This is a genomic window from Roseateles oligotrophus, from assembly GCF_025717515.1.
Lineage (GTDB): Bacteria > Pseudomonadota > Gammaproteobacteria > Burkholderiales > Burkholderiaceae_C > Paucibacter_A > Paucibacter_A oligotrophus.
The window spans coordinates 54,425-71,982 of the sequence record NZ_JAJIRN010000002.1 but is presented as its reverse complement, the minus strand read 5'-3'; the positions used below and the strand labels follow the sequence as shown (position 1 = coordinate 71,982).

At 63.2% G+C, this 17,558-nt stretch carries 15 protein-coding genes; 10 read left to right on the top strand and 5 right to left on the bottom strand.

Translation table 11 applies throughout. The features are described from left to right. Window positions 1-105 precede the first annotated feature (105 nt). The 3 genes from LNV07_RS03650 to LNV07_RS03640 are packed head-to-tail and all read left to right on the top strand — an operon-like array spanning window position 106 to window position 4,844. The gene (locus LNV07_RS03650; protein ID WP_263569826.1) at window positions 106-1,926 is read left to right on the top strand and encodes an FAD-dependent oxidoreductase; all 1,821 of its coding nucleotides are present in this window, start codon (window positions 106-108) and stop codon (window positions 1,924-1,926) included. After that, window positions 1,923-3,785, top strand: a complete 1,863-nt coding sequence (locus LNV07_RS03645) for a 2-oxoacid:acceptor oxidoreductase subunit alpha (protein WP_263569825.1) — start codon at window positions 1,923-1,925, stop codon at window positions 3,783-3,785. Before LNV07_RS03650 ends, LNV07_RS03645 begins: the two co-directional genes overlap by 4 nt. Before the next feature lie 3 nt (window positions 3,786-3,788). Beyond that, window positions 3,789-4,844 carry a 2-oxoacid:ferredoxin oxidoreductase subunit beta gene (locus LNV07_RS03640; RefSeq protein ID WP_263569824.1) on the top strand — a complete coding sequence of 352 codons (1,056 nt, stop codon included), beginning with the start codon at window positions 3,789-3,791 and terminating at the stop codon, window positions 4,842-4,844. A 140-nt stretch (window positions 4,845-4,984) separates the two neighbouring features. Here LNV07_RS03640 and LNV07_RS03635 read toward each other — a convergent pair whose 3' ends face one another. Continuing rightward, window positions 4,985-5,530, bottom strand: a complete 546-nt coding sequence (locus LNV07_RS03635; RefSeq protein ID WP_263569823.1) for a VOC family protein — start codon at window positions 5,528-5,530, stop codon at window positions 4,985-4,987. A gap of 57 nt (window positions 5,531-5,587) precedes the next feature. After that, entirely contained in the window at window positions 5,588-6,649 is a 1,062-nt protein-coding gene (hppD, locus tag LNV07_RS03630) for a 4-hydroxyphenylpyruvate dioxygenase (protein WP_263569822.1), read from the bottom strand. Between the two features lie 111 nt (window positions 6,650-6,760). On the opposite strand from hppD, the gene LNV07_RS03625 reads away from it, so the two are divergent. Continuing rightward, window positions 6,761-7,648, top strand: coding sequence for a LysR family transcriptional regulator (locus LNV07_RS03625; protein ID WP_263569821.1), 888 nt, complete (start codon window positions 6,761-6,763; stop codon window positions 7,646-7,648). A 21-nt stretch (window positions 7,649-7,669) separates the two neighbouring features. Next, window positions 7,670-8,062: a VOC family protein gene (locus LNV07_RS03620; protein WP_263569820.1), complete on the top strand. Its 393-nt coding sequence runs from the start codon at window positions 7,670-7,672 to the stop codon at window positions 8,060-8,062. 4 nt (window positions 8,063-8,066) lie between these two features. Here LNV07_RS03620 and LNV07_RS03615 read toward each other — a convergent pair whose 3' ends face one another. Beyond that, complete coding sequence (locus LNV07_RS03615; protein ID WP_263569819.1) at window positions 8,067-8,507, bottom strand: GyrI-like domain-containing protein; 441 nt, start codon at window positions 8,505-8,507, stop codon at window positions 8,067-8,069. Window positions 8,508-8,788: 281 nt separating this feature from the next. On the opposite strand from LNV07_RS03615, the gene LNV07_RS03610 reads away from it, so the two are divergent. Further along, window positions 8,789-9,058 carry a hypothetical protein gene (locus LNV07_RS03610; protein WP_263569818.1) on the top strand — a complete coding sequence of 90 codons (270 nt, stop codon included), beginning with the start codon at window positions 8,789-8,791 and terminating at the stop codon, window positions 9,056-9,058. Here the strand turns inward: LNV07_RS03610 and LNV07_RS03605 are convergent. After that, window positions 9,055-10,137 carry a protein kinase family protein gene (locus LNV07_RS03605; RefSeq protein WP_263569817.1) on the bottom strand — a complete coding sequence of 361 codons (1,083 nt, stop codon included), beginning with the start codon at window positions 10,135-10,137 and terminating at the stop codon, window positions 9,055-9,057. The two genes, LNV07_RS03610 and LNV07_RS03605, sit on opposite strands and share 4 nt — an antisense overlap. 148 nt (window positions 10,138-10,285) lie before the next feature. On the opposite strand from LNV07_RS03605, the gene LNV07_RS03600 reads away from it, so the two are divergent. Next, the gene (locus LNV07_RS03600; RefSeq protein WP_263569816.1) at window positions 10,286-12,340 is read left to right on the top strand and encodes a M13 family metallopeptidase; all 2,055 of its coding nucleotides are present in this window, start codon (window positions 10,286-10,288) and stop codon (window positions 12,338-12,340) included. 20 nt (window positions 12,341-12,360) lie between these two features. Continuing rightward, a complete protein-coding gene (locus LNV07_RS03595) occupies window positions 12,361-13,806 on the top strand; it encodes a PDZ domain-containing protein (RefSeq protein ID WP_263569815.1) in 1,446 nt (481 codons plus the stop codon). A gap of 342 nt (window positions 13,807-14,148) precedes the next feature. On the opposite strand, the gene LNV07_RS03590 is transcribed toward LNV07_RS03595, so the two are convergent. Next, window positions 14,149-15,525: a wax ester/triacylglycerol synthase domain-containing protein gene (locus LNV07_RS03590; protein ID WP_263569814.1), complete on the bottom strand. Its 1,377-nt coding sequence runs from the start codon at window positions 15,523-15,525 to the stop codon at window positions 14,149-14,151. 249 nt (window positions 15,526-15,774) lie between these two features. Here LNV07_RS03590 and LNV07_RS03585 point away from each other — a divergent pair, with 249 nt between their 5' ends. Both LNV07_RS03585 and LNV07_RS03580 read left to right on the top strand, forming a co-directional pair. Next, window positions 15,775-16,422 carry a TetR/AcrR family transcriptional regulator gene (locus LNV07_RS03585; protein ID WP_263569813.1) on the top strand — a complete coding sequence of 216 codons (648 nt, stop codon included), beginning with the start codon at window positions 15,775-15,777 and terminating at the stop codon, window positions 16,420-16,422. Beyond that, complete coding sequence (locus LNV07_RS03580; RefSeq protein WP_263569812.1) at window positions 16,419-17,558, top strand: efflux RND transporter periplasmic adaptor subunit; 1,140 nt, start codon at window positions 16,419-16,421, stop codon at window positions 17,556-17,558. The genes LNV07_RS03585 and LNV07_RS03580 overlap by 4 nt, the downstream gene beginning before the upstream one ends.

The window sequence follows — 17,558 nt, the reverse complement described above, 5'->3', positions numbered from 1 at the left end:
GGCGGGCTGCGGCTGAGCGTAGGATTTTGTTGGCGATACAAATCTAGGGCCTAGGCCGGCGTCTACCAACTGACCGGAGCCGAAGGTCCCACAAAGGAGACTGCCTTGCGCGCAACCGATGCCGACCCGAGCTATTTCCACAAGGTAGTGGACTGCCAATGGGCATGCCCCGCCCACACCCCCGTGCCCGAATACATACGCATGATTGCGGCCGGTCGCTACGCCGATGCCTATATGGTCAATTGGACCTCTAACGTCTTCCCCGGTGTGCTCGGGCGCACCTGTGACCGGCCTTGCGAGCCGGCCTGCCGACGCGGCCGGGTCGAGGAAAACAATGGTGACAAGCCCGAACCGGTGGCGATCTGCCGGCTCAAGCGCGTTGCCGCCGATCTCAAGGGTGATGTGAAGGCGAGGATGCCGGCGCTGCAGCCGCGCAATGGCAAACGCATTGCCTGCATCGGCGCCGGGCCGTCCTCGCTGACGGTGGCGCGCGATCTGGCACCGCTCGGTTACGAGGTCACGGTGTTTGACGCCGAGGCCAAGGCGGGCGGCTTTATCCGCTCGCAGATTCCGCGTTTTCGCCTGCCCGAAAGCGTGATCGATGAGGAGACCGGCTACATCCTCGACTTGGGCGTCAAGTTCCGCGCCGGCGAGCGGGTCGGATCGATGGCGACTCTGTTGGCCGAGGGTTTCGATGCCGTCTTTGTCGGCTGCGGTGCGCCGCGTGGCCGCGACCTGCAGATTCCGGGTCGGGCTGAGGCGGCCGCGCAAATCCACATCGGCATTGACTGGCTGGCCTCGGTGTCCTTCGGTCATGTCACCCAAGTCGCGCCGCGTGTGATCGTGTTGGGCGGCGGCAATACCGCGATGGATTGCTGCCGCTCGGCCCGGCGATTAGGGGCCAAAGAGGTCAAGGTGGTGGTGCGCAGCGGCTTTGATGAAATGAAGGCCTCGCCCTGGGAGAAAGAAGATGCGCAACATGAAGGCATTCCGATCCTGAACTTCCATGTGCCCAAGGCTTTTGTGCATGTCGAGGGGCGCCTGGTCGGCATGAGTTTCGAAATTGTCGAGGCGCGGCTGGACGAGCAGGGGAGGCGGCAGTTGCTGCCGACCGGCGTACCCGATGTCTTCATCGATTGCGACTTGGTCTTGCTGGCGGTCGGCCAGGAGAACGCCTTCCCCTGGATCGAGGCCGATAGCGGCATCGACTTCAATCGCTGGGGCCTGCCGGTGCTGGATGAAAAGACCTTTCAGTCCAGCCGACCCGAGGTATTTTTCGGCGGCGATGCGGCCTTTGGTCCCAAGAACATCATCACGGCGGTCGCGCATGGCCATGAGGCTGCCGTCTCCATGGACCGTTACCTGCACGGCGAGGACTTGAGCCAGCGCCCGCCGCCGCAACACAATCTGATCTCTCAGAAGATGGGTATCCATGAGTGGAGCTACGACAACGGCGTTTCCAATGACGACAGGTTCAAGGTGCCCTGGGCGGCGGCCGAAAAAGCGCTGGCCAGTATCAAGGTCGAGGTGGAACTGGGTTTTGACGCCGCGACCGCTTTCAAGGAGGCGCAGCGCTGCTTGAACTGCGATGTGCAGACGGTGTTCAGCCCCCCGGCCTGCATCGAATGCGATGCCTGTGTGGACATCTGCCCGACCGATTGCATCACCTTTACCGGCAATGATGAGGAGGCCGAGCTGCGGCACAAGCTCAAGGCCCCGGCGCTCAACGAGACCCAAGCGCTCTATGTCTCGATCGAGCTGAAGACGGGCAGGGTGATGGTCAAGGACGAAGACGTCTGCTTGCATTGCGGCCTCTGCGCCGAGCGCTGCCCGACCGGCGCCTGGGATATGCAGAAGTTCTTGCTCAACACCACGCAGGCCGGCCCGGCCTGCCGTGACGCTGTGAGTAAAGGAGTCTCAGCATGAAGCGCCTCGAAGCCCTGAACGACTTTGTCATCAAGTTCGCCAATGTGAATGGCTCCGGCTCGGCCTCGGCCAACGAGTTGTTTGCGAAAGCGATCCTGCGCATGGGCGTGCCGGTCAGCCCGCGCAATATTTTCCCCAGCAATATCCAGGGTCTGCCGACCTGGTACGAGGTTCGCGTCAGCGAGGCCGGCCACCAGGGGCGGCGTGGCGGTATCGACATGATGGTGGCGATGAACCCGCAAACTTGGGCGCAGGATGTGGCCGAGATCGAGCCGGGCGGCTATCTCTTTTACGACAGCAGCAAGCCGCTGCCGGCCAGCGCTTTTCGACCCGATGTGCACGTCATCGGCATGCCTTTGACGACGATCTGCAACGAGAACTACAGCGATCCACGGCAGCGCCAGTTGTTCAAGAACATCGTCTACGTCGGCGCGCTGTCGGTGCTGCTGGGCATCGAGGCCGCGCAGATCGAGCGTTTGTTCGGCGAGCAATATGCGGGCAAGGAGAAGTTGCTGACGTCCAATCTGCGCGCGCTGCAGCTGGGGCGCGACTATGCGGACCAGCACCTGAGTGGCAGCGTCGGCCTGCGGGTCGAGACGCGCGACGCCGTCGGCGACAAGATTTTTGTCGACGGCAATAGCGCGGTGGCTTTGGGATGCGTTTACGGCGGCGCGACCGTGGCGGCCTGGTACCCGATCACCCCAAGCAGCTCGGTGGCCGAGGCATTCCAGAAATACTGCGCCAAGTTCCGGGTTGACAAAGCCACCGGCGAGCAGCGTTATGCAATCGTGCAGGCCGAGGACGAGATCGCCTCGATCGGCATGGTCTTGGGCGCGGGCTGGAATGGCGCGCGGGCCTTTACCGCCACCTCGGGGCCGGGCGTCTCGCTGATGACCGAATTCATCGGCCTGGCCTACTTTGCCGAGATCCCGGTCACCATCATCAATGTGCAGCGCGGCGGGCCGTCCACCGGCATGCCGACCCGCACGCAACAGGCCGACCTGCTGTCTTGCGCCTATGCCTCGCATGGCGACACCAAGCATGTGCTCTTGTTCCCCGAGGATCCGAGCGAATGCTTTGAGCACGCGGCCGCCGCGCTCGACCTGGCCGACCGTCTGCAGACGCCGATCTTCGTGATGACCGATCTGGACATCGGCATGAACCAGCGCCTGTGCGCGCCCTTTGCCTGGGATGACAGCAAGCAGATGGACCGCGGCAAGGTGATGACGGCGGCCGAGTTGGAGGCCGGGCGCGACTTTGGCCGCTACAAGGATGTGGACGGCGACGGCATCCCTTGGCGCACGCTGCCGGGCACGCACGCGAGCAAGGGCGCCTACTTCACGCGCGGCACCACCCGCGATGCCTACGCACGCTACTCGGAGGCCGGCGCCGACTATCTCTACAACGTGCGCCGGCTGCTGGATAAATTCGCGACGGCCGCCAAGCTGGTGCCGCAGCCTGTTCAGCGTGCGGCTTCCAAGCCGACTCGGCTGGGCGTGCTGTATTTCGGCTCCAGCAGCCCGGCGATGAGCGAGGCGCTTGATTTGCTGGCCGCCGACGATATCGATCTCGACGCAATGCGCTTGCGTGCCTTCCCCTTCCCAGACTCGGTGGACGCCTTCATCAAGGCGCATGACGCCGTCTTTGTGGTCGAGCAAAACCGCGACGCGCAGCTGCGCTCGATGCTGGTCAACGAGCTGGAGATCGACCCCGCGCGGCTGCTGCCGGTGCTGCATTTCGACGGCACGCCGATCACCGCGCGTTTCATCACCGCCGCCATCACCCGCGCCGTGCATGCGATGGCGGTCAAGCCGCTGCGCCAAGTGGGCGCTATGGGGAACATCGGACAGGATGACTGAGACATGACTTACATCGCCAAACCCAAGCTACACCACCCCTCGCTGGCCCGCAACAAGGTCGGCTACACAAGGCGCGACTACGAGGGCCGGGTCTCGACGCTGTGCGCCGGCTGCGGCCACGACTCGATTTCGGCCGCCATCATCCAGGCATGCTGGGAGTTAGACATCGAGCCTCACCGTGTCGCCAAGCTCTCCGGCATTGGTTGCAGCAGCAAGACGCCGGACTATTTTTTAGGTGCCTCGCATGGCTTCAACACCGTGCATGGCCGCATGCCCTCGGTGCTGACCGGCGCCAACCTCGCCAACCGCGAGCTGCTCTACCTGGGCGTCTCCGGTGACGGCGACTCGGCTTCGATCGGCCTGGGGCAGTTCGCCCATGTGATGCGGCGCGGCGTCAATATGGTCTACATCGTCGAGAACAACGGTGTTTACGGCCTGACCAAGGGGCAGTTTTCGGCCACCGCCGACCGAGGTTCCAAGTCCAAGAAGGGGGCGATCAATGCGGACTCTCCGGTCGACCTGATCGGCCTGGCCTTGCAGCTCGGCGCCACCTATGTGGCGCGCGGCTTCTCCGGCGACAAGGAGCAGCTGGTGCCCTTGATCAAGGGCGCGATCGCGCATCAGGGCGCCGCCTTCATCGACGTGATCAGTCCCTGCGTCGCGTTCAACAACCATGCCGGCAGCACGCGCAGCTATGACTATGTGCGTGAGCATAACGAGGCAGTCAGTCGGATCGACTTCATCAGCCCAAGGGATGAAATCACCGCGAGCGTGGCGCCGGGCGACTGTGTGGACGTCGAGCAGCATGACGGCACGGTCTTGCGCCTGCGCAAGCTGCATGCCGACTATGACCCCGGCAACCGGGTGGCGGCTATGGCGCATGTCCAGGCCCTGCAGGCCGAGGGCGAGGTGGTCACCGGCCTGCTCTATATCGAGCCCGAGGCCTTGGACATGCATGCCGCGCTGCGCACGCCGCTGCAGGCCTTGAACCGGCTTGGCGAGGCGCAGTTGTGCCCGGGCTCGGCGGCGCTGGAGAAGGTCAACGCGGGTTTGCGTTGAGGATTTGACTGTTTGAGATCAGGCCGGCCGGGCGCTCTGTTCCGCTCCTGTCCCCCGGCCCCGGCCTGAGGCCTGGGCCTCCTCCTTGACCTCGCTTCACAGAACACCCGACCGACCTTCTTTCTGCTATTCGGCCACTTTCACTCGGTCGCTTGCGCGAACTCTTTCTCATGCAACCAGGCCGCGTGTTTGACCGCGCGGTGGGTGCGGCCCCATTCTTCGATCATCAAAGGGGCCAGCTCCCGCAGGCGCTCCAGCTGACCGGGTTTGACGGTGTTGGCCGCCAACTCGATGCGGTGGCCGTTCGGGTCATGCAAGTAGATCGACTGGAAAATTTCGTGATTGGTCGGGCCCAGCACCTCGATGCCCATCGCCTGCAGCTTGGCCTTGCTGCGTTCCAGCGTTGCCACATCTTCGACCTGGAAGGCCAGATGTTGCACCCAGGCGGGCGTGTTCTCGTCGCGGCCCTGAGGGGCTGAGTCGGGCAGCTCGAAGAAGGCCAGCACATTGCCCCGCCCGGCGTCGAGGAAAATGTGCATATAGGGATTCGGCTCCTTGGTCGAGGGCACATGATCCTCGGAGATGGCCAGAATCAGGTCCATATCGAGCGCGTCTTTGTAGAACCGAATAGTTTCCTGCACGTCGCGGCAGCGGTAGGCGACGTGGTGTATGCCTTGAACCAACATGTCTTCTTCTCCTGCTAGGTAGATGTTTAGCTGAATGGGCAAAGATTGCGCTTAGGCTTAGATCACGCCGCGGCGTTCCTGGTCTTTTTCAAGTGAGCGGAACAGCGCGCCGAAATTGCCTTCGCCGAAGCCTAGGTTGTTGGCGCGTTGAATGATCTCGATGAAGATCGGGCCGATGATGTTCTTGGTGAAGATCTGCAGAAGATAGCCCGCCTCGTCCCCGTCGATCAGCACCTGATGCTGTTGCAGCCGGGCATGATCCTCGCGCACGCCTTGAACCCGCTCGAAGACCTCGGCGTAATAGTCGTCGTCGATCTCCAGCGTCTCGATGCCGCTGCCTTCCAATTGGTCCAGCGAGCTCAGGATGTCATCGGTGCTGAAGGCCAGATGCTGCACGCCCGGGCCCTTGTACTCGCGCAGGTACTCGGCGATCTGGTCCTTGTCATCCTTGGGCTGATTGATCGGGATGCAGAAGGAGCCATCGGGTGAGCGCAGCGCGAAGCTGGTCAGGCCGGTCTTGGCGCCCTGGATGTCGAAGTAGCGCACCTCTGTAAAGCCAAAGATGTTCTTGTAGAAATTGGCCCATTTGTCCTGCTCACCGGGCGGCACGTTATTGGTCAGGTGATCGACGGCCAAAAAGCCCTTGTCTGCTTGGATCAGCGGGCTGTCCAGCGCCACGAAGTCGCGCTCATAGATCGTCTGTCCGTTCGCGGCCGGCTCGATGAAATAGATGATGCTTTCGCCAATGCCCCAGACCGCCGGAAAGGCGTGATCTTTCATCGCGTCTGCCACGGCAACGGCGCCGCGTGCCACCGCGGCAGTCAAGGCGGCTTGCGCGTTCTCGACCCGCCAACCCATCGCGCTGATCGCCGGCCCATGCTTGCGGGCGAACTGGGCCGAATGGCCATCGCGCTCGCCATTGAGCAAGAAGTGAATGTCGTTCTGGCGGAAGTAGCTGATGTCCTTGCTGGGGTGGCGGCGCAGCTTGGAGAAGCCGAAGGACCAGAACAAGCTGTCCAAATGTTCCAGCGACGGGCCACAAAATTCGGTGAATTCGATGCCGGTCAGGCCGACCGGGTTGCTGGCCGAATTGCTTGCCGAATTGCTCACATAAGTCATGCTGTCTCCGTCAGGGTTGATCGTTGTAAGAAGGAATGAGCGCAATTTTTATGGGGTTTAGTCACCAAGAAAAGCGAAATTCGTTGTGAAACTTGATCAATAATTTCGAACATGAAATTGGATCTGGAAGCCCTTGCCGCACTCGACGCTGTCGTTAGCCATGGCAGCTTTGCGCGTGCCGCCGAGGCCCTGCACAAGGTCACCTCGGCCGTCAGCTATCAGGTCAAAAAGCTCGAGGAGCAGCTGAATCTGACCCTGCTGGACCGCAGCGCCTACCGGGTCAAGCTGACGCCGGCCGGCGAGGCGGTGCTGGCCGAGGGGCGGCGGCTTTTGCGCCAGGCCTATCAGCTGGAAGCCTTGGCGCAGCAGTTGGCGAGTGGCTGGGAGGCCAGGCTGCTGGTGGTGGTGGACGGCATCCTGCCGCTGGCCGATACCTTGAGGGCGCTCAAAGCCCTGGCCGACGAGGGCGTGCCGACGCGGGTGCAACTCAAGATCGAGTTCCTGCAAGGCGTGCAATACCGTTTCGAGAAAGAGCAGGCCGATCTGATGTTGGTGAAGGAATATCGGCCTTCAAACCAAATGCAGGCCCAAGCTCTGGACGAGATCGAATGCGTGTTGTGTGTGGCGCCCGACCATCAGTTGGCCCATCAATCCGGCCCGCTCAGCCTGGACGATTTGCAAGCCCATGTGGAGTTGAGCGTGCAAGACAGCAGCGAGCGCGGGGATGCCGCCGGGGCGGGCGACAGCCATCGCTTTGGCGGCGAGCGGGTGTTTTATTTGTCCGGCTTTGTCGCCAAGCGCCAGGCCTTGTTAATGGGCATGGGCTACGGCTGGATGCCGCGCTACTTGGTCGACGAAGCGCTCGTGGCCGGGCAATTGTTGGAGCTGCCCTATGCTGGCGGCTCACGTTTTCGCTTCACGCCCTGGCTGGTGCAAAGCTTGGATCGACCGGCTGGGCGAGCGCGGCAACGCTTGGTGCAGTTATTGGCTGCCTCCTAGCGCCTCAATCAAGGACGGAAATTGATTTCACATATTCATTTGGGTGTTGCCGACTTTGATCGCAGCCTGGGTTTTTATTCGGTGTTGATGCAAGAACTGGGCCATCAACTGAAGTTCAGTGATGCCAACAAGGCTTGGGCCGGCTGGGTCGCAGACGATGCACCGCGCCCGCTGTTTCTGATCGGCAAGCCTTTTGACGGTGCGCCGGCCGGGCCGGGCAACGGGCAAATGGTGGCGTTGCTGGCAGCCTCGCGAGCCGCCGTTGACCGCGTACACGCGCTGGCCTTGGGCCTGGGCGGTCGCTGCGACGGCGCTCCCGGCTTGCGCCCGCAATACCACCCCGACTATTACGGCGCCTATTTTCGTGACCTGGACGGCAACAAGATTTGCATCTGCTGCCACCAGCCGGCTTAGGCTTTCAGGCCTTCAAGCCAATGCAGATTTGCGCGTGGTCGAGGCCGAGGTAACGCTCAAAGTCATGGTCATAAGCGCGGACCGGCGCGTCGGCCTGTGCAAAGTAGGCCCAGACCTGGCCCCAGCCCGCGATCAAGGCCGCCGGCATCGGGCCTTGGCAATCAAACACCAGGTATTCGCCGGCAGGAACGGTGACGCTTGGCTGGGTGGCCGGCGCGCCATCGTTCAGCTTGACGCCCGCCATCACCGAATACTCGGCCAAATGGCGGTCGGCATAGTCGAAGTAGACGCCGAAGACCTGGCTCATTTCGGTCAGCAGACCGCTGGCCGCAAAACCCTGCCAGAGCGGTGCTATGCGGCCGCTCAGCGGGTTGAATTCAGCGGCGTTGGTGGTGCGGCATGTTGGGCCTTGGACCTGGAAGCTGGCAATTTTTTCGCGTTGCATGGGTTTGTTCCCTGATTCAGTAAAACGGATTTGTGCTTGTCTCTGTGGTGAGTGTAGATGCCGCGTCAGCAGCAGCAAGCCACAGCGGGGGCGCAGTCGTTCATGCAAAGTTCACGAATTGGCCGAGTATTTGCTGCGAGCGAGGGTTGATCCTGTGCGCTGCCGGTCGATGTCGCAATTACAAGCCCAAGCAGTGCTTTCGAAGAAGAATTAAATCCGCAGGGAATCAAGCAAAAAATTGGGCGTCGAGGCCCGAAGAAGAAAATCGAGGAGACATTCAATTGCTAGAACAGCATGAAGAGCGAAGCCGCGCTGCGGTTTCGCGCGCGGCCTTGCGCACGCTTTTCTTTGCGCCCAAACTGGAGCGAGCCGTGGTCGTGGCCGAGCAGGACGGCACGGTCCATGTGCGGGGGGACTGCCGGCAATTGGAGTTCTCGATTGGCGTGGAACTGCATCCGAAACAGATGCCCGCGCTGCGTGAGCGCCTGCGCCAACTTGGCGTGGCGGTGTTTGCGGCCGAATCCGATTACGCAAAATCGCTGGCGGCCTAATTCCCTGGAGTGGCCAGCAGCGCTTCGACCGCCGCACGCGGGTAGGGGCTGCTTCGGCTGTGCTCGTGCAAGCCGATATAGAAGTCATTGATGAGGGCGGCAATCGGGGCATAGCGTTCCATCGACAGGGCCAAGCTGGGCGGCAGCCCGGGCAGCAGTTGCAGCGCGGCCTCGCCTCGCGCAATGCGCTTGACCAGCGCCATCCGGGCCGGCGCTTCGGCGAGCCCGGGGAGCCAGGCCTTGAGCAGCCAGTTCACCCATTTGCCGCGCACATAGGCGAGGTCCAGGCTGGCGTTGTCATGGAGGTATTGGCGCTCGTCCGCGCCGAGCGCGAAGCGCGTCGAGCTGGCCAGGCCGAGGTCGGCGTAATAGAGCCGCTGTCCATCGGTCAGCATATTGCCGTGATGGGCGTCGCCATGCAGCAGACCCAAAGCATTGATCTTGGGAATGTCTGTGTTCAAACAGTCTTCGACCATTTTGCAGGCCGCAGCCAAGGCCTCGGGCCCGGCGTCTAACTGCTCGTTCAGCCAGACCGAAAGCGTCCAGGGCAGCCGCTCCATCACGATCAGCACGCTGGCCGAGGCGCCTGCCAGCGCCGTCAGGCGCTGCTCGACGGCCGCCGAGTTGCCCCAGTAGGCGCTCATGCGTTTGACATCGGTCCATTCGGGCGGCGGCGGCTTGGCGTGGGGGGAGGCCGCCCCGTCCAGCACCCGCCAGTGCAACATCAGCGGAAAACAGTCGACTTGCTGCGACAGCACCCAGCTATTGGCCAGCGCGTGGGCGGCCAGTTCTCGCCAGACGCCGAAGCCGGCCGAGCCAACATTGCGTTGGTAATGGGGCGGCAAGCCGAACAGGTTGGCCGTCGATAGCAGATGCTCGGGGCGCCGCTCCAGGTCGGTCAGCCGCACGCGTTTGGCGAACAATTCTTGGCCGTCAATGGTCAGCGTCAGCGTGCTGCCGCCAATGCCCGAGCCCAGCGGCTCGGCCGCGTCGGCCATGCGGGTCAGCTCTTGATTGCTCAGCAAAGCGAGTGTGGCCGAGATGCTGGCGAAGCGTTCAAGACGGGCAGCGTGATTCAAGGCGAGGCGGCTTGAGTAAAAGTGAGTCGCAGCATAGCGGCTCGAAGTTGGCGCTATCGCTCAGGGAAAACCCCGTTCACAAACTTTTGGCGCGAGGGCTTCCAGCCGCTAGCCTTGCGTGATCCAAATCCATGCGTGCCTTGCTCTGATGAAACTATTTCCAAAACTTCGACTCTTGCCGCGCTTGTTGTTGCAAGCCGCCTTGTTGAGTTCGATGGCCCATGCGGCGACCTCAGTGCCCTTGACCTCGGGCCTCGATGCCAGCGCCTTCGACACCGGCGTGCGCCCGCAGGATGATTTGTTCCGGGCGGTCAATGGTCATTGGCTGGCGACCTATGAGCTGCCGGCCGACAAGGCGCGCTACGGCAGCTTTAACCAGTTACGTGATCTGTCGGACGAGCGCGTGCGCGCCATCGTCGAGGAATTGGTGAGTAAGCCCTTGGCGAGAAAGCCGGTGATCGGCAGCCTGGAGCAAAAAATCGCCGACACCTACGCCAGCCATCTGGATACGGCCGCGCTTGACCGCGCCGGCCTCAAGCCGATTCAGCCCTTGCTGACCCGCCTGGATGCGGTCAAAGACCTCAAACAGCTGGCGCAGTGGCAAGGGAGCATGCAGGGGCAACTCTCCTTGCCCTTCAATCTGAACGTGTCGGCCGACTATAAGGAACCGAGCATCAACAGGGTTAGCGCGTCCCAAGGCGGCTTGGGCCTGCCCGACCGTGACTATTACCTGAACAAGCAAGAGCCCCGGCTGGCCAAGGCCTTCGCGGCCTATGAGCAATACCTGAGCACGCTGGCTCGGCTGAGCGGCGAAGCCGAACCCTTGGCGGCGGCGCAGCGCGTGCTGGCCATCGAGCAGGCGCTGGCGCAAGCGCAGTGGAGCCGGGTGCAAAACCGCGATCCGGCTAAGCGTTACAACCCCATGAGCGTGGCCGAGTTGCAGGCCCAGGCCGCCGGTTTTGATTGGGCCGCTTTCATGCAGGCGGCTGGTCTGGAGGCTCAGACCAGTTTGTCTGTTAGCCAACCCAGCACGGCCACGGCCACCGCCAAGCTTCTATCCGAGTTGCCGCTGGCCGATTGGAAGCTCTACTTCAAGCTGCGCAGCCTGGACGCGGCGGCGGTCTTATTGCCCAAGGAATTCCGCGAGGCCCGCTTCGCCTTCAGGGACCTGGCCTTGAGCGGCACGCCGGCCGAGATGCCGCGCTGGCAGCGCAGCATTGCCGAGTTGAATGGCGCGCTCGGCGAGGGTGTGGGTCAGCTTTATGTGGCGCGGCATTTCTCGCCCGAGCACAAGGCGGGTATGCAGGCCCTGGTCGCCAACCTGCTCTTGGCCTACCGCGAGTCAATCGACGGCTTGAGCTGGATGAGCCCGGCCACCAAGGCCAGCGCCCAGGAAAAGTTGGCCAAGTTCACACCCAAGATCGGCTACCCCGAGCAGTGGCGTGACTACAGCGCCTTGAAGGTGATTGCCGGCGACGCTTTAGGCAATGCCGAGCGCGCGGCGGCTTGGCGTTGGCAGCGCCAAGTGGCCAAGGCCGGCAAGCCGGTTGACCGCAGCGAATGGGGCATGACACCGCAGACGGTCAATGCGTCCTATAGCCCGAGCTTCAATGCGATCACTTTTCCGGCGGCGATTCTGCAGCCGCCGTTCTTCGATATCAATGCCGATGATGCGGTCAATTACGGCGGCATCGGCGCGGTGATCGGGCATGAAATCAGCCATGGTTTTGATGACAGCGGTAGCCAGTTCGACGGCGACGGCGCGCTGCGCAACTGGTGGGGCGAGGCCGACCGCAAGGCCTTCGAGGCGATTGCGGCCAAGCTGGCGGCGCAGTTCGATGGCTATTCGCCGATTGCCGGCCAGCAAATCAACGGCAAGCTGACGCTGGGCGAGAACATTGCCGACCTGTCCGGCCTGCAAATTGCCTACAAGGCCTATCGGCATTCGCTGCAAGGCAAGCCGGCGCCGGTGATCGGCGGCCAAAGCGGCGAGCAGCGTTTCTTCTACGGCTTTGCCCAGGTCTGGCGCGGCAAGACGCGGGACGAGCAGACCTTGCAGCAACTGCTGTCGGACCCGCATTCGCCGGCCGAGTTCCGCGCCAACGGCACGCCGATCAATCACGACGGTTTTCATGAAGCCTTCGGGACCAAAGCGGGCGACAAGATGTTCAAGCCCGAGGCCGAGCGAATCCGGATTTGGTAGAAGTTTTTTTGCGAGCGATGATGAAAACAAGAAGCGCATTCGGGAGTTTGGCCGCCGTGTTGGTGGCGACCTGCTTGGCCACGGCCATACCGGCGCGCAGCGCCGACCTTGAGCAGACCGGCGCGGCCGGCGAGCTGTCCCGCAAGGGCGTGCTGGGCGTCGGCGCCAAGGCCCTGGACGCCCTAACGGCCAAGACACTTGGCGTAAGCGTTGGTGATGGCCTGCTGATCACCTTGGTGGTGGCCGGCTCCAGCGCCGATCAAATGGGGCTCAAGGCGGGGGACTTGTTGCTGTCGCTGAACGGGCACAAGTTTGCTCGCTTCGAGGACCTGGCCGCCTTCACCCGCAGCTTGCGAGAAGGCATGCCGCTGGAGGCGCTAACGCTGTCGGTGGGTGGCGAACGTTCGACGCGGCAGGGTCAGGCCCAGGGCCGGCCGCTGGAAACTTCCGCGTTCGCGCAGGTCCGCTACGGCGCGGCGCCGGTGTCGCTCGGCAAGTTGCGCACCATCAGCCATATCCCCAAGTCCGGCGCCAACAAGTCGGGCAAGCTGCCGACCATCTTTTGGCTGCAGGGCTATAGCTGCGACTCGCAGGAGTACCCGCCCAACTCGACGCAAGCCGGCAAGCGTTTGATCGACGACTGGACGCGGGCCGGCTATGCGGTGTTTCGCGTCGAGCGGCCGAATATCGGTGACAGCCGCGCCAGCAAGGACTGCCGCGATCTCGACTACGAGGAGGAGTTGGCGCTGCATCAGCAGGTCTATCGCCAACTGCTGAAAGAAGATTTTGTTGACCCTGCGCAGGTCTTTCTCTTCGGCCATTCGATGGGCAGCGTGACGGCGCCGCTATTGGCTCAGCTGCATCAGCCCAAGGGCATCATGGTCTATGGCGTGGTGATGCGCTCCTGGCTGGAGTACTTCATCGACCATGCCCGCATTCAGTCGACTTACACGGGCAGCAGCCATGTCGAAGCCGAGGCCAAGCTGCGGGCAATGCTGCCTGTCTATTACGGCTGGCTGGAACAGGGCCTGAGCCCGCAGCAGTTGAAGGCGCAGCACCCGGGCTGGCGACAGCTGCTTGAATCAGGTAGCAGCGACATCAGCGATGGCGACTATATGTATGGCCGCCACTACAAGTTCTGGCAGCAGATGAATCAGCGGTCTATGGCGGCGGCCTGGAGCCAGGTCAGCGGCAAGGTCTTGGCCATGTATGGCGAGTTCGATCTGCAAGCCCTTCATGACCGCGACGCGAGAAGCATCGCCGCCGTGGTCAATGAGAGTCATCCGGGGCAGGGCAGTTATCTGCTGGTTCCGGGTACCGAGCATGCGTTCATGAAGGTCGGCTCTTATCAAGAGGCGGCGGCCTTGACCGAGCCGGGCAGGATGCTGCCGGCGCTGCAGGAACGCTACAACCCGGAGCTGGGCCGCTTGACGGTGGAGTGGTTGAGGGCGGCCGGCAAGCCTTGAGAAATAGCCGCCCTGACTTCATCAATAGGCGAGGCGGCCGAACAGTGCGTCAAAAGGCTGGGCGACGTTTTTTCTGAACGCCTCGCGCCGCTGCCGACGGCAATGTCGGCCAGCGTGCCGTAGCGCGGCGCAATCGGGTGCGTAGCGATCTCACCAAAAAGGTGAATCAAGTCGAAGCGACCTTCGCAAGCATTCATCGGCCTTCCTAGGCAAAAGTGAGCGGCCAACTGCCGAATCTAGGTTGAACATTGAAGGAGCAGCGCCGGCCCCAGGCGGTGATGTCGCTCTTGCTTGTCAATTTGACCCCTTGTGTGTACCGAGCAATCCAACTGGGAATCTTAGTCAGCTCAGACCGGGCAGCAAGCGGCACAGCCGGTCAAACTCGCGATTGAAGCCTCGCGTGATCGCTTCGGGATCAGGCACCAGATGCGCGTCGGCGATCACGGTCAAGGTGGCCATGCCTTGGTAGATCATGATGCTGATGCCCATGCCCAACTCTTCACCGGGATGAGGCACGCAGAACAGCATCCGCTCCACCGGCGAGCCGGCCAGCTTGACCTGCTCGAGCGGGCCGACCACGTTGGTCAAGGTCACGCTGGCCTTGCTGCCGAAGATGTGGCTTGCCAGATCCTCGACCAGCTTCGGGCCGCGGCCGAAGACATCGAACAGCAGGTGCATCGCGATTGCTTCGGGCGAACGTTTGACCTGGTCCATGCGGGCCTTGCTCAGCGCTAGGCACTGCCGCGCACTCGAGTTGGAAACCGGCAATTCGAGGATGGCTAGACCGAACTCATTGCCGAGCTGACCGATGTGTTCGGGCGGCCGCAGATCAATCGGCACCATCGCCCGCAAATGTGTGTGCTGCACGTCGACACCGCGTCGGCGCAGGTAGCCGCGCAGGGCGCCAGACGCAATGGCGACCATCACATCGTTGACCTTGGCGCCCGTCGGAGCGCCGATTTCCTTGACCCGCGCGATCGGCACCGGCGCCGACCAAGCCACGCGCTTGCCGAGGCCGAACTTGCCCTTGAACGGTGATGGTGGATCGGGCGCGATCAGCAGATCGGCCAATAAGGTGCCGGCCCCCGCGAGCACCAATCCGGCCTTGTCGAGCAGATCGGCGACCGGCCGGTCATGCGCTGGCAGATGGCTGGCGGGCAGGGCCAGCTTGTGCCGGCGGCCGGCCGCAGACTCGAATAGACGGGTGGCCAAGGCCATCATCGCGGTGCCGTCGCCGATGCAATGGTGGTAGCGCATGATCAGCGCGCCGCCCTGGCCGCGGGGCTCGCAACCGTCGACAACATGCACCTGCCAGAGCGGCAGGGCGCGATCAAGCGGCAGCGCGGCCAGCTCGCCGATCAGCGCCCGCAGCGCTGCCTCGTCGCCGGGTTGCGGCAGGGCGGCGCGGTGCACATGCCGCTCGATTTCGAAGTCAGCCATGTCGGCCCACGTCAGGGCAGGAAACAATAGGCCGCTCTCTACCACCCGCTGGCGGAAGCGGTCGAATTCATCGGCGCAGCGCTTGAACACGGCCCGCACCCGCTTGAAGTCCAGCGGCACGCGGGTCAGCGAGATGCCGACCACGATGGCCGGATTGGCCGGACCATCCATATGCAGCCAAGCGGCGTCAACCGCGCTCATCGTGTGAACACCCAAACCCGCATCACGCCCGCGGGTGTTGGCTGCGCCGGCCGCCGCTGCGGTCAGGTTTTTCAACATATGGATACCCCTTTGCCCGCGCCTGCATCGGGACCGAATGCAGCCACAACGGGTCAGCAACTCTGCAACTTGCATTGACCGTAACAAGCAGCATCGACGGCAGCATTGACCGAGCGCAAAGCGGATCGAGGCCGCGCGGGCCGCAGCTCCAAAGGCGGCTCGCGCGGCCCGGCCTCGCAACTCCAACGTTGACCCACGCCCCGCACTCGCTTACATTACTGACCAATCGGTCATTAGTCAGTGCGCCACTTGAGTACAGCCCCCCGCCAACGCCGCAAGGAAGCCCGCCCGCAGGAGCTACTGGCGGCTGCCTTGAGCCTGTTCGTTGAAAAAGGTTTTGCGGCGACCCGCGCCGAGGAGGTGGCGGCACTGGCCGGCGTCTCCAAGGGCACGCTTTACCTCTATTACCCGAGCAAGGACGATTTGTTCAAGGCGGTGGTGCGCGAGAACCTGTCTTCCCGTATTGCCGAGGCCGCGGTGCTGGCCGCGCAGCACCAGGGAACGGTGGCCGATCTGCTCTGCCATGTGATGGGCGAGTGGTGGCGCCAGGTGGGCCTTGGTACGGCCGGCGGCATCAGCAAGATCATGATGGCCGAGGCGCGCAACTTCCCCGAACTGGCGCGCTTTTACGTCGATGAAGTGGTCCAGCCAACGCACCGCCTGCTCGGCAGCTTGATCGAGCGCGGCATCCAGAGCGGCGAGTTCCGCCCGGTGCCGGTGGCCGACACCGTGCATGTGTTGGTCGGGCCGATGTTGCACATGATTCTTTACCAACATTCCTTTGGCGCCTGCAAGCTGCACGGCCCCACGATCGACCCTCCCGCGGTCTTGGCGGTGCAAATGGATTTGATTCTGCGCGGCCTCTTGAGTACCCCTCCGAAAGCATCCGATCAATGAAGACATGGTTGAAGGTTTCACTTGCGGTGATCGCCGTGGCCGCCTTGGGCGCAGTCGGCCTGCGGCAGATGAAGCTGTCGAAGGCCAAGCAGGCGATGCAAGTTGAGACCAAGCCGCGGGCCGGCTTGGCGTTGGCGGACATTGATGTGGCCCAAGTCAGGCGCGAGCGCTTTTCGGCCAAGCTTGAAATCTCCGGCAGCTTGAGAGCGGTGGAGAGCGCGGTGATCAAGGCCAAGGTCGCGGCCGAACTGGCCAACTTGACGGTGCGTGAGGGCGACAGCGTGCGCGCCGGTCAGCCCGTGGGGCAACTCGATGCGGTCGAGCTGGACTTGCGTATGCGCCAGGCCGAGCAAAACGCCAAGGCCGCCAAGTCACAGCTCGATATTGCGCGGCGCAGCTTGGCAAACAACCAGGCGCTGGTCGGCCAGGGTTTTATTTCGAGCACCGCGCTGGACAATGCCGTGGCCACGATGGCGGGCAGCGAGGCGAGCTTTTTGGCCGCCCAATCTGCCGTCGATTTGGCGCGCAAGGCGCGTGCCGACGCGACACTTGTTTCCCCCATCAATGGCCAGGTCTCGCAGCGCCTGGCCCAGCCGGGTGAGCGCGTGGCCATCGATGGCCGGGTACTTGAAATCGTCAATCTGAGTCAGCTGGAGCTGGAGGCCGCGATTGCGCCAGAGCAGGCCGCAGGTCTGAAGATCGGTGCCAAGGCGCTGCTGCAGGTCGATGGCATGGCAGCGGAGTTGCCTGCCACCGTGGCGCGCATCAACCCGGCCGCACAAGCGGGCTCGCGTGCGGTGCTGGTGTACCTGAAGGTGGCCGGTCAGGCCGGCCTGCGCCACGGCATGTTTGCGCGTGGGCGACTGCTGCTGGATGAATTCGAGGGTTTGGTGGCGCCCCTGTCCGCGGTGCGTTTCGACAAGGCGCGACCCTATGTGTTGCAGGTCGTGGACGGCAAGGCGCGCGCCCACGATGTTGAGCTTGGCCGCAGCGGCGAGCTGCGCGGCCAGGCCGTGCTGGAGTTGCGCGGCGGTGTGCCCGAGGGCGCGCTGCTGCTGACCGGCACGGCGGGGCAGGTGGCGGACGGCACCTTGCTGACCTTGCCGGCTCAGCGCGCTTCGGCCGCAGCGCGCTGA